Annotated in this window: 8 protein-coding genes; 6 read left to right on the top strand and 2 right to left on the bottom strand. The window is 49.4% G+C overall.

What is annotated here, in order from left to right; translation table 11 throughout:
- Positions 1-44: 44 nt before the first annotated feature.
- The 5 genes from LFL96_RS25655 to LFL96_RS25675 are packed head-to-tail and all read left to right on the top strand — an operon-like array spanning position 45 to position 9,649.
- Positions 45-2,717: a DNA methyltransferase gene (locus LFL96_RS25655; protein ID WP_281003499.1), complete on the top strand. Its 2,673-nt coding sequence runs from the start codon at positions 45-47 to the stop codon at positions 2,715-2,717.
- Complete coding sequence (locus LFL96_RS25660; RefSeq protein WP_281003500.1) at positions 2,701-4,620, top strand: DEAD/DEAH box helicase; 1,920 nt, start codon at positions 2,701-2,703, stop codon at positions 4,618-4,620. The genes LFL96_RS25655 and LFL96_RS25660 overlap by 17 nt, the downstream gene beginning before the upstream one ends.
- Positions 4,617-5,777 carry a GIY-YIG nuclease family protein gene (locus LFL96_RS25665; RefSeq protein ID WP_281003501.1) on the top strand — a complete coding sequence of 387 codons (1,161 nt, stop codon included), beginning with the start codon at positions 4,617-4,619 and terminating at the stop codon, positions 5,775-5,777. The genes LFL96_RS25660 and LFL96_RS25665 overlap by 4 nt, the downstream gene beginning before the upstream one ends.
- Before the next feature lie 35 nt (positions 5,778-5,812).
- Positions 5,813-7,753, top strand: coding sequence for an ATP-binding protein (locus LFL96_RS25670; protein WP_281003502.1), 1,941 nt, complete (start codon positions 5,813-5,815; stop codon positions 7,751-7,753).
- Between the two features lie 57 nt (positions 7,754-7,810).
- Positions 7,811-9,649, top strand: a complete 1,839-nt coding sequence (locus LFL96_RS25675; protein WP_281003503.1) for a DUF262 domain-containing HNH endonuclease family protein — start codon at positions 7,811-7,813, stop codon at positions 9,647-9,649.
- Between the two features lie 37 nt (positions 9,650-9,686).
- Here LFL96_RS25675 and LFL96_RS25680 read toward each other — a convergent pair whose 3' ends face one another.
- The gene (locus tag LFL96_RS25680; protein WP_281003865.1) at positions 9,687-9,836 is read right to left on the bottom strand and encodes a DUF4113 domain-containing protein; all 150 of its coding nucleotides are present in this window, start codon (positions 9,834-9,836) and stop codon (positions 9,687-9,689) included.
- A 490-nt stretch (positions 9,837-10,326) separates the two neighbouring features.
- Between LFL96_RS25680 and LFL96_RS25685 the strand changes: the two genes are divergently transcribed.
- Positions 10,327-10,932 (top strand): hypothetical protein, encoded by a 606-nt coding sequence (locus tag LFL96_RS25685; protein ID WP_281003504.1) that lies wholly within the window; start codon positions 10,327-10,329, stop codon positions 10,930-10,932.
- 44 nt (positions 10,933-10,976) lie between these two features.
- Here the strand turns inward: LFL96_RS25685 and LFL96_RS25690 are convergent, their stop codons facing one another.
- Positions 10,977-13,604 (bottom strand): DotA/TraY family protein, encoded by a 2,628-nt coding sequence (locus LFL96_RS25690; protein ID WP_281003505.1) that lies wholly within the window; start codon positions 13,602-13,604, stop codon positions 10,977-10,979.
- Positions 13,605-14,079 lie beyond the last annotated feature (475 nt).

Consider the following 14,079-nt stretch of genomic DNA (forward strand, 5'->3'; position numbering starts at 1 on the left):
TCGGCCCTGATAACTAGAGACCTGAGAACACGAAGCGGAACAACATGAACATTGCACAGATCGAAGAAAACGTTCGTCAGGTTTTGCTGAATTCTTCCCAAGAAGACTTCATTTTTGATCTTTTGCTTGCCTATAACAAACCAAAGGCTTCGATTACACGACTGCAAGCGACGGGCAATGGAACATACAACCTCTCAAAGGTCGAAAATCGTGTTCTCTGGAAAAACAATCTGCTGTTCATTGCCACCACTAAACAAAATCTAGAAGAACAACTACTTGAAGCACGCGACGAGCCGGCCGTCGAGCGGAATAAGCCGCGTTTTTTGGTCGCCACTGACTTCAATAAGCTATTTGCTATAGACAGCAAGACGGAAGAAGAGCTCAACATTGCTTTCGTAGAACTTCAAAAGCACTTCGCATTTTTCCTTCCGTGGGCAGGTTTCGAAAAGAAGGCGCAGCACGTCGCTGACAATCCAGCCGATGTCAAAGCCGCTGAGAAAATGGCGAAGCTTTTCGACATACTCAAGGTTGACAACCCGGCAAGCGACCCGGCTTCCACCCACGGCCTGAATGTGTTTTTGTCACGACTCCTTTTCTGTTTCTTTGCAGAAGATACGGAGATATTTCCGAAGGATCTCTTTAGTGCAAGCGTCCAGGCTCACACATCTGAGGACGGGGACGACCTAGCCGAATACTTGCAAACCTTGTTCAAGGTATTGAACACTGCTGATCGCAGCAGGGGCCCCGCTTATCTAAGAGAATTTCCGTATGTGAACGGCGGATTGTTTGCAGACGAACACCCCATCCCAAAATTTTCTAGACGTTCACGCAACATATTAATTGAGTGCGGATCGGAGCTTAACTGGTCGGAGATCAATCCCGATATCTTCGGGTCCATGATTCAGGCAGTAGTTGATGTCGATCAACGCGGCAGCATGGGCATGCATTACACCTCAGTCACCAACATCATGAAAGTGATTGAGCCGTTGTTTTTGATCGACCTCTATGAAGAATTTGAGCGCAGTAAAAACAGCACAAAGCGTCTTAACGAATTGCTGATTCGTCTCGCCAAGATACGCATCTTCGACCCCGCATGCGGCTCGGGAAATTTCCTTATTATCGCTTACAAGGAACTTCGTCGACTCGAAATGGAGATTTTCAAACAGCTTGACGAGCTAAACAAGCAAAGTGGGCTCGCCCTCTCCGGCGTTCGTTTGTCGCAGTTTTATGGCATAGAACTGGACGATTTCGCCCACGAAGTTGCTTTGCTATCTCTGTGGCTCGCTGAGCACCAAATGAATCTTGTATCTCTCAAGCGTTTCGGCCGTACCCACCCTACCCTCCCGTTGCAGCCAAGCGGCAATGTCGTATGCGGCGATGCTACCGTGCTCAACTGGAAAACCGTCTGTGCTACCGACGACGAAACAGAGACATACATCCTCGGCAATCCGCCCTATCTTGGTTCTAAGAAACAAAGTGCCGAACAGAAACGCGCCATCGCCTCTATATTTGCCCACAGCCGCGACTACAAGAATCTGGATTTTATAGCATGCTGGTTTTATCTAGCAGCGCAATATGTAGCCGGTAGCAAAGCCAAAGCAGGCTTTGTCACCACCAACTCGGTTGTTCAAGGCGACCAGGTGTCGCTTCTCTGGCCGCATATCTTTGCGCTAGGCATTGAGATCGATTTCGCACACCAAAGCTTCAAGTGGGGAAACAATGCCAAAAATACGGCAGGCGTCAGTTGCGCCATCGTTGGTCTAAGAGACCAGTCCAAGCAGCCAAAGTGGATCTACCTCCAAGACCGGCGACTGCCAGCGAAAAATATCGGACCGTATCTAACGGATGCCTCCAACGCGATAATCGCGAAGTGCAACCGTGTCCTGTCTGACATACCTGAAATGGTCTATGGCAACATGCCGCTAGACAAAGGCTATCTGAAGCTTGAAAGAGACGAAAAAGATGCTTTGTTGAAAGACTACCCTTCGGCCCAAAAATTTATACGCAAACTTACTGGCGGAAACGAATTTCTCTATAACATGGAGAAGTGGTGTCTATGGATTGAGGACGACCAACTCAAAGATGCTCTGAACATTCCCCCTATCGCAGAGCGAGTCGCACTGGTCAGGCAATTCCGCCTCGAAGGTGGGGACGTCGCTAGGACGCTGGTTAATCGCTCGCACCAATTTCGCTATCGGCATACAGCCAAATCCTCATTCATGTTAGTGCCGTGCACGTCATCGGAGCGCCGTGACTATCTACAGGTCGGGTTTTACGACTCCACTCATATTGCGATACATTCTGCGCAGGTAATCTACGACAGCGATCCTTACATTTTTGGCGTAGTTTCCTCGCGGTTGCACATGCTATGGACGAAGGCAACTTGCGGCACATTGGATTCCCGAATCCGGTATTCGAACGTTATTGCATACAACAATTTTCCCTTCCCCGAGATCCCCGACGCGGTTCGGGAGAAAATAAGAAAATGCGTATTTAAGATATTAGCTATACGCGAAAACTATCCAGAGATGGTGATCGCTAACCTCTACGATCCCACACTTATGCCCGTGCCTCTTTTACAGGCCCACCGCGAAATGGATGAACTCGTGGAAGGATGCTATCAGAACAAACCGTTCCAAAACGACGAAGAGCGACTGAAAGCCCTCTTTAAATTGTATGAGCATATGACGGAGAACGAAGTTGCCCAATATCGTTGAAGTAGCCTACGAGCAGACAGGACAAAGCACCAATATCAACGATATGGGCATGCGTGATATGCAGGCCCGTGCTTACGAGGCGAGACATAATCAATATCTCTTGCTGAAGGCACCGCCCGCTTCGGGCAAGAGCCGCGCGCTTATGTTCCTCGCGCTGGACAAGCTGCGCAATCAAGGCGTCAAGAAGGCGATTATTGCGGTTCCAGAGCGCTCCATTGGCGCCTCGTTCGATTCAACGCCACTCTCCAAATACGGCTTCTTTGAAGACTGGATCGTCAACCCCAAGAGCAACCTCTGCACACCTGGGGGCGACGGCAGCAAGGTGAAATACTTTGTTGACTTCATGGCCGGAGCAGACCAGATATTGGTTTGCACCCATGCCACTTTGCGGTTTGCGTGCGAGGCAATGGAAGACGACGTATTCAACGACTGCTTGCTCGCTATTGATGAATTTCATCACGTTTCGGCTGACGCGGACAACCGCCTAGGATTCCTGCTGCGCGGCGTAATGCAGAACTCGACTGCACATGTCATTGCAATGACCGGGTCTTACTTTCGAGGCGACAGCATTCCCGTGCTGTTGCCGGAGGACGAAGCACGATTTACCAAAGTAACTTACAACTACTATGAGCAACTCAACGGATACACCTACCTGAAATCTTTGGGAATTGGATACCACTTCTACAAGCGGCAATATCTGACAGCGATACCGGAAATCCTAGACACTGACAAAAAAACTATTCTTCATATTCCGAGCGTGCGCTCCGGTGAATCAACCCAAGATAAGTATCGGGAAGTTGACGAAATCATTGGCAAAATCGGGCATGTTGAATTTCAAGATCAGAACACCGGGCTACTTCACGTCAAGCGAAGTTCAGACGGCAAGATTATCAAAGTTGCTGATCTCGTGTTTGACGAGCCAAAAGCGCGTGACCGTATCGTCGCATTCCTGCGCAGTGTGAAATCTCCCGATGACTTGGACCTGGTAATTGCGCTTGGCATGGCAAAGGAAGGTTTCGATTGGTCGTTTTGTGAACACGCATTGACCGTTGGCTATCGTGGCTCGCTGACTGAGATCATTCAAATCATCGGCCGCTGCACGCGCGATAGCAGCAACAAAACGCATGCTCAGTTCACGAACTTGATTGCAGAGCCGGACGCAACCGACGATCTGGTTAAGCTCTCTGTGAACAACATGCTGAAGGCGATCACCTGCTCCCTTCTCATGGAGCAGGTTCTTGCACCCAATTTCAAATTCAAGGCGAAGCTATCTGACGACGATAAAGCTGGCCCCGGAGAAGTGAAAATTGGAGGATTCAAGGAGCCAAAAACGAAGCGTGTCAAAGACATTCTTGAGTCCGATCTGAACGACTTGAAAGCTCAGATTCTCCAAGACGACACTATGATAAAGGCGATACCTGGAACGGTAGACGCGGAAGTCATCAATAAGGTTCTCATTCCCAAAATCATCAAGCTGCGTTACCCGGACCTGTCGGACGAGGACGTAGAGTCCGTGCGTCAGCATATCGTTGCCGACTCCGTTATTAAGGGCGGAGAGTTCAAGGAAGACGGGGACCGACGCTTCATTAAGATGGCAGGTAAGTTTGTCAATATTGACGATCTTCACATAGACTTGATTGACCAAGTGAACCCGTTCCAGGCCGCCTACGAAATCCTATCTAAGTCGGTTACTGCGAGCGTGCTCAAGGTCATACAAGAGACTATCGAGGCCACTCGCATTGTCATGACCCCCGATGAGGCCGTGTTGCTTTGGCCGAAGATTAAGGAGTTCAACCGGATCAACGGGAGAGCACCGAATCAGCAATCGTCCGATCCGCTGGAGGCTCGTATGGGAGACGCCCTTATCTATATCAAGAACATGCGACGCAAGGAAGGCGTATGAAGCTTGAGGACCTTCTGAGGATAGTCAGCGAGGACGATGACGGCCTTCTGGATGTGAAGCCGGCCAGCACCGGCGTTTTTTCGGCTGACGAACGGCTCGTCAATCTATTCAAGGAAATTGAGACTTTCTATCTGGAGAACGGCCGAGAGCCGGGAGGCGACACAGGCAACGTTCCCGAATTCAAGCTTTTTAGTCGTCTGTCGGGATTTCGGGAAAGCGCTGAAAAGTCGGAGTTGCTTCGTCCGTTTGATGAATACGGCTTGCTAGGTAAGCCCGTCGAAACAATACAGGACATTTTCACTGACGACAGCATGGGCCTCTTAGACACGGGACCAGACGATATCTTTACGTTCAGGCATGTGCCCAAGGACGTCGATCTACCTGACAGGATTGCGAAGCGCAAGCCATGTCCCGACTTCAAAGAATTTGAGCCGTTGTTTGCACAATGTCATGCCGAACTGAAAGACGGGACGAGAGAAGCTAGGGCGTTCACAGGCGAGCAGCAGATACGCGAGGGTCATTTCTTCATTGTTCACGGGGTCATGGTCTACGTCGCACATGTGGGGGAGCCGGAGCGCATAGCGAAGAACGGAAAACTGAACGCTCGCCTTCGCTGCATATATGAGAACGGCACGGAGTCAGATATCCTGCTTCGCTCTCTCGCACGCGAGCTATACAGAGATGAAGCTGGCCGCCGTATCCTGGATAGCAGAGACAAGGCACTCGAAGAGTTGGAAGGGATACAAGCGGAAGACAAGGAAGCAGGCCATATTTATGTTCTATCGTCACGAAGCACCCTTCCCGCCGTCACTGCTATCCCCAACCTTTTCAAGATCGGATTCACCAAAGGATCTGTTCAGGACCGCATAAAGAACGCAGAGCACGAGCCGACTTATCTTATGGCCCCGGTGAAGGTCGAGGCAGCATATCGTGCTTACAATATGAACGTCCACAAGTTCGAGACCCTGTTGCATACCTTCTTCGGCGAAAACTGTCTTGATATCACAGTCACCGACGACGCAGGCAAGAAGGCGGTTCCGCGAGAATGGTTCGTGGCACCGCTCCATATCATTGAAGCCGCTGTGCAGTTGCTTCAAAACGGTGAAATAGTTCATTACCGGTATGACGGTTTGACTGAAGACATCGTGCTTCGCTAACCAAGACACCTGACAAAAATATACTGAGGAAGACCATGGACCAGCAGGGGCTACTTTACGAAGACCGTTTTCTTGAGAGTTGGGCTGGCCCGATCATAACCAACCCGAGCACGGCCATTGTTGAGCTTGTTGCCAATGGATGGGACGCATACGCTACCAAGGTCGAAATCACACTTCCCGATATCGAGAAGAAGAAACAATTCTCTATCGTAGACAACGGCAAAGGCATGACCCTTGCCGAGTTCAGTTATATATGGCGCGCCATGTCGTATGACCGGATTGCAAAGTTCGGCCCGGTAACTGAGCCGCCAAGTGATGTTTCAGGTCTTCCTCGTGCCGTTTTCGGTAAAAACGGTAAGGGAAGATTCGCCAGCTTTTGCTTCTCCACGGCCTATACAGTCACCTCATGCAAGAACGGCGAGCGCTTCACTGTCAAGGTTTCCCGCACTCCGAGCAACCCGCTTGTTTTCGAAGAGATTGAGCATGTATCGGAAGGCGTGGAAGGTCATGGCACAGAGATCAAAGGCAACGGTGAAATTCCGTATATTCCTTTGACGACTGAACAAGCTCGCCAGCTTCTGGGTAGTCGATTTCTGGCTAACCCCGCCTTCGAAGTCCTTGTCGACCAGAAGCGCATCACGTTCAACGATATACCTTCCTCATGCCTCTCAGTTGTGAAGGTCCCTATTGAGGGTGTCGGAGAGGCGACGATCTATCACATCGACACGCTGAAAGCGGATAAATCGACCAAACAACACGGTATAGCCTGGTGGGTTCTAAACCGTGCTGTCGGTGATTGTGCATGGCGAAGCACTGACTACTCTCGCATTCTTGACGGAAGATCTTCTGAAGCGAAGCGCTATACCTTCATTGTCCAGGCTGACTTTTTGAAGAGCGCAGACGCCGTCAAAGAAGACTGGTCCTGGTTCAAAGAAGACAATGCCGCTTGGCTGAAGGTGCGACCTATCATTCAAGACAAGATTCGCGAACTTATCGCCCAGACCACCAGAAACGAACTCAACAGCAAACGACAGAATGTCCTTGACAAGATAAGTCCGTCTGTCAATACGCTGGCACCGTTGAGCAAGGATCGCGTTCACTCATTCGTCAATGAGGTTGTGGAAAAATGTCCGAATTTTGGCGAACAAGAAATACTTCAACTTACGACAATTCTCACGAAGTTAGAAAAATCGAAATCTCGCTTTGGCTTGCTTGACCTACTGCATTCTCAGGGGCCTTCCGATCTCGATGCTCTCCACAATATCTTGACTGAGTGGACCATAGGAATGGCTAAGATTGCCTTGGACGAGATTCAGACCCGCCTAAAAATTATTGCTGAACTCAAAGCGAAGGTGCAGGTAGCGGGCATTGATGAGGTTCACGAACTCCAGCCTCTTTTTGAGAAGGGTCTATGGATGTTCGGCCCTCAGTTTGAGTCAATAGAATTCACGGCCAACCGAGGAATGACAACCGTCATACGCGACCTCTTCGGCGTGAAGGGTGGCAAGGGCACACTTAACAGACCAGACTTTGTTATCTTGCCCGACAGCAGTGTCGGCTTTTATGCATGCTCTTCCTTTGATGAGGAATACAACGAGGACGGAATTGCGCATGTCGTCATTGTTGACTTGAAGACCACGGGGCTGTCGCTTGGATCAAAGGAAAAAGAGCAAGTCTGGAAGTATGTAAAAGAGCTTAAGAAAAAAGGCATTATTGGTAAAGCCACGAAGGTAGACGGCTTCGTGCTTGGCGACCAGATCGAACAAGGGGAAGGAGGCACCCGCACTGAGGACGACGATCAAGTGAAAATCAGGCCTCTTCGCTACGACACGATTTTGATTCGCGCCGAAAAGCGAATGCTCAATCTCCACCAGAAAGTCAAAGACGCACCGTTTTTGACCGACCAGCAAGATATGCTTTCGAAGTTTATCAATCCTATTGTCGCGAACCAGCCTTCGTTACTCGAAGAAGAGTAAGGACCATACACAAGCCTTCGCACTAACAACAACTCGCACCGCTCGGAAAACAAGACAATGGCGCGCATCGAAAATCACCAGCACACTATCAACACAGCCTTCAAGGAGTGTTACTACATTATTCCAGACTACCAGCGAGAGTATGTTTGGACTGACAAGGAAGTTCAGCAACTACTTGACGACATCAACGAGCAAATCGATGCCGGTTCTTCGCGTCCCTACTTCATAGGGACGGTGCTTGTCTCGCCAAGTGACGAGCCGGAACATTTCGAAGTAATTGATGGTCAGCAACGTTTGACGACGTTTTTTCTGTTGCTATGTGCCCTTAAGAACCTGTTCGGACCGGATAGCCAGCACAAGCAACTGATAGCGAACCTAGTCTCGATGAGCTATACCGACGATCAAGGTGAGATTCAAGCCAAATTGAAGCTCGATCCAAGATACGAGAACGCAGGCGACGTCATGCGCAAACTCGTAGAACTCGATGCCGACCCGCAAACGGTGCGCACTGCCATTCAGGCCGCGACCATTCCAAGTTTCGGCTCGCTTGAAAATCTCCTTGGTGCTTACGACACGATCTACAACTATCTGAAAACAAATTTCGAAGACACTGCACAACTCAAGAAGTACTGGGGCTATCTTGCCAACAATGTTGTCTTTATTCAAATTTCGACCGATGTCAGCAGCGCACTAAAGATTTTTGAGACTATCAACGAGCGCGGTGTCGGCCTCAACCCAATGGACTTGTTGAAAAACTTGCTGTTCACACAGGTGAAGCAAGAGCAGTTCACAAGGCTTAAGGACGAATGGAAGAAGATCACCAAGCCTCTAGAGCAGGCGAAAGAAAAGCCTCTTCGGTTCCTTCGCTATTACCTCATGGCGAACTACGTTATCAAGAATGCTCGCAACGATGCTGTCGTGCGGGAAGACGAAATCTATGACTGGTTCGTTGAGAAAGACAATGCGCGGCTATGCGAATACGGGGCGAAACCCTTCGAGTTCGTCCGAAAGGTGATTCTGAACGTCGAGAACTATCTTGCCTTTAGCAGCGGCCAAGGCAATGACCGCAAGGCTAGTGTTCCCATGGACAATCTGAAGCGTCTGACAGGCGGGGCATTCAGCTTGCACTACGTTCTCTTGCTCGCTGCCGCTGGATTGCCAAAGACACTGTTTGATCATTTCGTCGTGCAACTTGAAAGCTTCCTTTTCTATTATATTTTCACCAAAACACCGACGAAAGATTTGGAACGCAGCTTTTCGTTGTGGGCCGATGAGCTTCGAGTCATAAGCCTTGAGCCGGACCTTGCAGCGCAGAAAACGCGGTTGAACTCGTTTGTGGCTGAGCGCTTTGAGACAAACATGGAAAGCAAATCCGCCGAACTGAAGGATGCGCTTAAGCGATTCAACCTCCATTCAATGCAGCAGTATCGGTCACGATACTTGATCGCAAAACTGACGCAGTATGTGGATATGGCATTCAACGGGACGAAGAGCCCCGCAAGCCTTGCCCCCTACATTAACCTCGAAATTGAACATATCTTGCCTCAGACTCCAACACCGGAATTGACCGCATCTTGGGCACTGGCGAATCCAACCCTCAACTACCATTTATACAAGGCCAGACTCGGAAACCTCACACTCCTCGAAAAGCCTATCAATGTAGTTGCCGGCAACAATTTTTATGCCGAGAAGAAGGCACTGTATCAAGAAAGCGGAAACTATCTTACCCGCAGTTTGGTGGGGCTTAGCCATGTCGGGCAGAACACCTCGATTACTCGAATCAACCAAGATTTGAAGCCATTTGACGCTTGGGATTCAACCGCTATTGATGGCAGGCAAGACATGCTTATAGGTCTTGCCTCAGACGTTTGGAAAACGACGACCATTGAGGTATGAACGGAGCAATAACCAATATTTAGTTATGCGAATCTTGTCATTTCGCAACCGGAAGGCTTGACCACTCTGTCGTATAGCAAGGCGTTTTCTTGTCTTGTGTCATATGCCATGGTTGCCTGCCTTCCACACTTCCTACTTTCAGGGTTCCTCGCCCAAAACGGTCATTGACCGAGTCCATAGCAAGCATGAGCTTTGAACGCTGGCTTGCATTATTCTCAAAGAGTTCTACTTGCTCCACCCCTTCCGCCAGCAGTGAAGCTTATCTATCTGCTTGTTCTCATGCTCTGACGCCACTCCGGCAAGGAGAAGATTCCCCACGGGAGGGTTTGCCTATCCTGGAGAAATCTATCTTTCAATGATAGTGCTCACTAACATTCATGAATGAAAACAATGCGAATACAGGTTTGCCAAGGTGAGGGTTTTCAGGAGACAGAGGAACCAAACTTCCTCCTCCCTGCCAATGGTTTCATGCATGCTGAGTGTCCGAATTCAATCGTTAAACATGAAAAAATAAAAATATGCAAAGAGACATGATCAAGTTGTTGACGCTGATTGTTGCTAGATATAAAGTACAAACATCAAAAGGCACACAAGAAGGAAGCTTGTTGAGACAGACTCAGTGAGCTTTATAAACCACATTGTAGAACTACTTTTTTCTAAAGAAGGAAGACATGGACATGGCAACGAAGACCCAATCTTTGGCAGACCTCAAAGCAGCAGCGGAAGCAGCAAAGAAGGCATTTGAAGACGCGCTGGAGGCTGGTCGACAAGAGGCTATCAACAACATTCACACGATCATCGCTGAAAATTCGCTTCCCATTTCGGCTCTCGTAAGCAACAAGGCGCAAGCTATCGCTGTTGCTCAAGAGATTACAGCCACCTTCCGCCTCAAGACTTCGGATGTGTTCAAGAGCGACGAGCCTTCAAACGGCGAAGCTCCCGCAGGATCGAACGCTGCCTCTGCCGAGACTGGTAAGAAGCAAGCGGCGCCTTTGCAGAAGGGCGACGTTGCGATCCTTTGGCCCGCCGCTTTGAAGACGGTCCCAGCAGATGTGCAAGGTCTTCTCGATCTCTGGAAGCAGAAGAAGCCGTTCAGCGAGTTCATTGCCTATGAAAAGAAAGAGCAGCGTCTGGGCCTGATTGTTCGCGTGGAAAAGGCATCGGGCCACAAAGCGACCAAGGAACAACTTGCAGACTTGGGCTACACCCGCGAAGAAATCGATGCAAAGGCAAAGCGTATGGAAAAGAATGCAGCAGATCAGAAAGCCAAGAAAGCAGCCTGATTACTCAAGCAGCATGCAGAAGCCCCTCGTTTGAGGGGCTTTTTTTATTCTATTCCAACATTTCCAAGCTCATTTTTCAGATAGTCACCCATCTTGAACTTGCCGCCATTTTGCACAGAATCATTATCATTCTTAAAGCTACTTCTCGCCTTCTCATTGACCTTCTTAATCTGACTACGAACTTGATCTGGCTTGAATCCCGCATCGTCCAGTTTGGCATATGCAGTCTCATAACCTTCCACAGCCTTATCGAACTCAGGACCAGCATAACTACCGCCTGAGACTTCATGTAGGGCTGTTCCAGTGCCAACACCATATTTCTGACTCAACTGACGATGAAAGGCGGCATTGATATGCTCTGAAGGAGGAATGTTTGGCTCCTTAGCCATTCTCTCGTTGACACTGTCGAGGAATTTTTCAGCATGGGGAGAATCGGCACCGCCCAATTTTTCCATGACCTGATTCATGCGAGCCTCAGTCTGAATACCCGTCGAGAACTTGTCGTTTTCCTTGGCATTGGGTCCGAGTTGCTTGAGCGCACCAGCCTTAACAGCCTCCATTTGCCCCTGCATTTTTTCGTCTTTCAGTTCGCGTGGAGTGCCACCTGTAGGAGCATTGGCAAGCATTTTCTTACCATTCATAGTGCCTTCAGCACCTTGACCGGCAATGTTCCCGACCAGAGCCGCAGCACGGAAAGTATGTGAGCTATCCCCGCCCATATCAGCAGCGTCTTGACCCAACTTAGGACCACCATTGCCGATCCAATTTTCGATATGGTCTCCAATATGAGTTGTCATTTCGAACGACTTTTTCAGGAAGGTAAAAATCATTGCCGCATACATGATTGGAGCCATGATCATGCCGCCCAACACCTTCACCAGGAACCCTGAATCAGTTTGGCTCAGCAGGAATGCACCGGCAAAAAGACGGTTTAGAAGGTCTCCCACGACCTGAGTCATGGTGAGAGCAGCGATAAGACCAAACACGAGCAAGACGGGCCTCAGAAGAAGGGAGAGCACCAGCCGGTATCCAGCAGCACCGGACCCCAAAACTTCGTCACCGTTTGCCGTCAAGTGCATGACGCACCATAGAGGCGCCGCAATCACGGCTTCAATCACTAACACTGCCCAACCCACCAAGGCCCCGATAAAAATGAGGAACGGCATGAAGGGCAAAATGTAGGTGATGATAACCCCGGTAATCAGCAGCGGAGCCACAACGAAGCTCATGACAGCCAGCAACGCCGTTCCAATTCCTGGAGCATTGCCTACCGTGGACATGAGACCGATGACCGCCATGAACGAGCCAACACCGGCAGCTAATACATAGTGACCAAGACGAGTCAGGCTCATCATGGGGTTCTCACCGTCTATCGTTTTGTATTGTGTGACGGAGGAAAAGACCCTATTAAAAATCACATTCACGTCACCCTTGAGCACCGTGTCTTTGATTGAAGACCACCAGGACTGGTTTGCTCCACCAGGTTGACTATCAATCCCGAGGGTCAGGGTTTGACTTGCCTTATCCAGTGTCTTTTGCAGGGGAGACATGATGTGTTCCCACTGATCCTGAACGATTCCGGTTGTCATGCCGTTAGGACCTGTAGCCGTAGGAACTGAGGCCACCGACCGGTTAATCATATCCATGTAGAACGACAGCGGCACGAACCACGCACCAGCTACCGCGAATCCGTTTTGTGAGGCATTCTGAGAGATATTGGCGAACAGATCCATGGTTGCCACCTGAGCCTGAGCCACCTGTAGCATGTCGCTTTGATAAGTGTTCGCTATCTTGTCAATCTGAGCCGGATCGATAACGGCACCGGCCGCAACCCGAGCCGCTAGAGGAGTCAGCGAAGCAATCATTTTATTGACCTCAGCAGGATGAGCGTCATTGATTGCCTTCATGCGAGTGTATGCGTCAGACACATTGAACATGAAACTTGTTACGCTCGAAGTTTGCACGGCAGGCACGCTATAAATGCCAATAGTGATTCGACCACAGCTATCTTTCGTAAAGCCCGAGACCTCGTTTTTGTCACCAAAATAAATAAAGTTGCTCATGGTTCCAGTAGCCGTAGACTGACCGAAATCCGAGCCACCATTGAGCACGTCGGCACTCGGATCTTTCATGGCATTCTGGACGAGTTGCAGGCACACCAGAGACTCGAAGGTCTTGTAGGCGAAGTCATTGACTTGGGGAGGCGTGATTGAAGCCGTCATGGACTGGCTCAGGTTCTGAGACGAGACGTATTTCGTCCATACCGTATCAGCTAGCCCCACCCCTTGAATTACGAGCCAGTAGACAATCACTTGCATGAGACAGTAGCTTCCCTTGACAACCGGAAGCAGCAACGCCGTGAAGGCAGCAAATCGAATCGGCATGAACGCTGGATTGTATTTCTTGCCCAGGAATTCACCGTCATGAGCCGTGCCGACCGTGGTCACAAACAAGGTATGAGTCACCAGCACACCTCCGACTATCAAACAGCAGGCAACGAAGATTCCGATTCCCGACGCCATGGGATCTGCTCCACCCGTGCCGGCCAAGTCTGGGAATACCGCATTGGTAAGTGCTAGAGCAAGATCGCCCTGAGGCACCGTGAAGAGATTTTGAGCATGGGCCAATTGCGGCAGCATGCTCATGAAGAGAAGTAATGCGACGAGATACATAAGGCCTCCTTATTATTGTTATTGTTGTCGTCTGCTTCACTTATATAGCGTTAACACATAAAGTCAACGAGCCACAAAAAAGCCCTCAGGCGACTGAGGGCGATTCTGCTAATAAAAAATAGCGAAGAAAAACAGACAATCTAAACGGGAGTAAAAACGGCCTGACTTCTTTCTATATATTCACACTAGGATGTGAATAATATAGTTCTACCAAATTTCACCCGATTGTCAAGCGAAGACGAAAAAAAAGACTGCCTAACTGACCAGGCCTGTTTGCGCAGATTGATTTTTTTCTTTTTTACGGATTTTGATAAATTGTCAACTTTGCATGAAGTGTGAGCTACAAAAGAAAAAAGCGCGAAGGAGGTCGCGCCTTTTTCAACAGATGAACAACAACAAATTACTCTAAGAAGACAACAACGAACTTGCTTGGAGCCTTACTACTTTACGATTAAATCTGGGAAAGTCAACGCCC

This window comes from Paraburkholderia sp. D15 (assembly GCF_029910215.1).
Taxonomy (GTDB): Bacteria; Pseudomonadota; Gammaproteobacteria; order Burkholderiales; family Burkholderiaceae; genus Paraburkholderia.

What these genes read in the sequence shown, in the direction of transcription:
- LFL96_RS25655 (WP_281003499.1), top strand. Translation starts at nt 45, where the DNA reads ATGAACATTGCACAGATCGAAGAAAACGTTCGTCAGGTTTTGCTGAAT.
- LFL96_RS25680 (WP_281003865.1), bottom strand. Translation starts at nt 9,836, where the DNA reads ATGCTTGCTATGGACTCGGTCAATGACCGTTTTGGGCGAGGAACCCTG.
- LFL96_RS25675 (WP_281003503.1), top strand. Translation starts at nt 7,811, where the DNA reads ATGGCGCGCATCGAAAATCACCAGCACACTATCAACACAGCCTTCAAG.
- LFL96_RS25685 (WP_281003504.1), top strand. Translation starts at nt 10,327, where the DNA reads ATGGCAACGAAGACCCAATCTTTGGCAGACCTCAAAGCAGCAGCGGAA.
- LFL96_RS25665 (WP_281003501.1), top strand. Translation starts at nt 4,617, where the DNA reads ATGAAGCTTGAGGACCTTCTGAGGATAGTCAGCGAGGACGATGACGGC.
- LFL96_RS25690 (WP_281003505.1), bottom strand. Translation starts at nt 13,604, where the DNA reads ATGTATCTCGTCGCATTACTTCTCTTCATGAGCATGCTGCCGCAATTG.
- LFL96_RS25670 (WP_281003502.1), top strand. Translation starts at nt 5,813, where the DNA reads ATGGACCAGCAGGGGCTACTTTACGAAGACCGTTTTCTTGAGAGTTGG.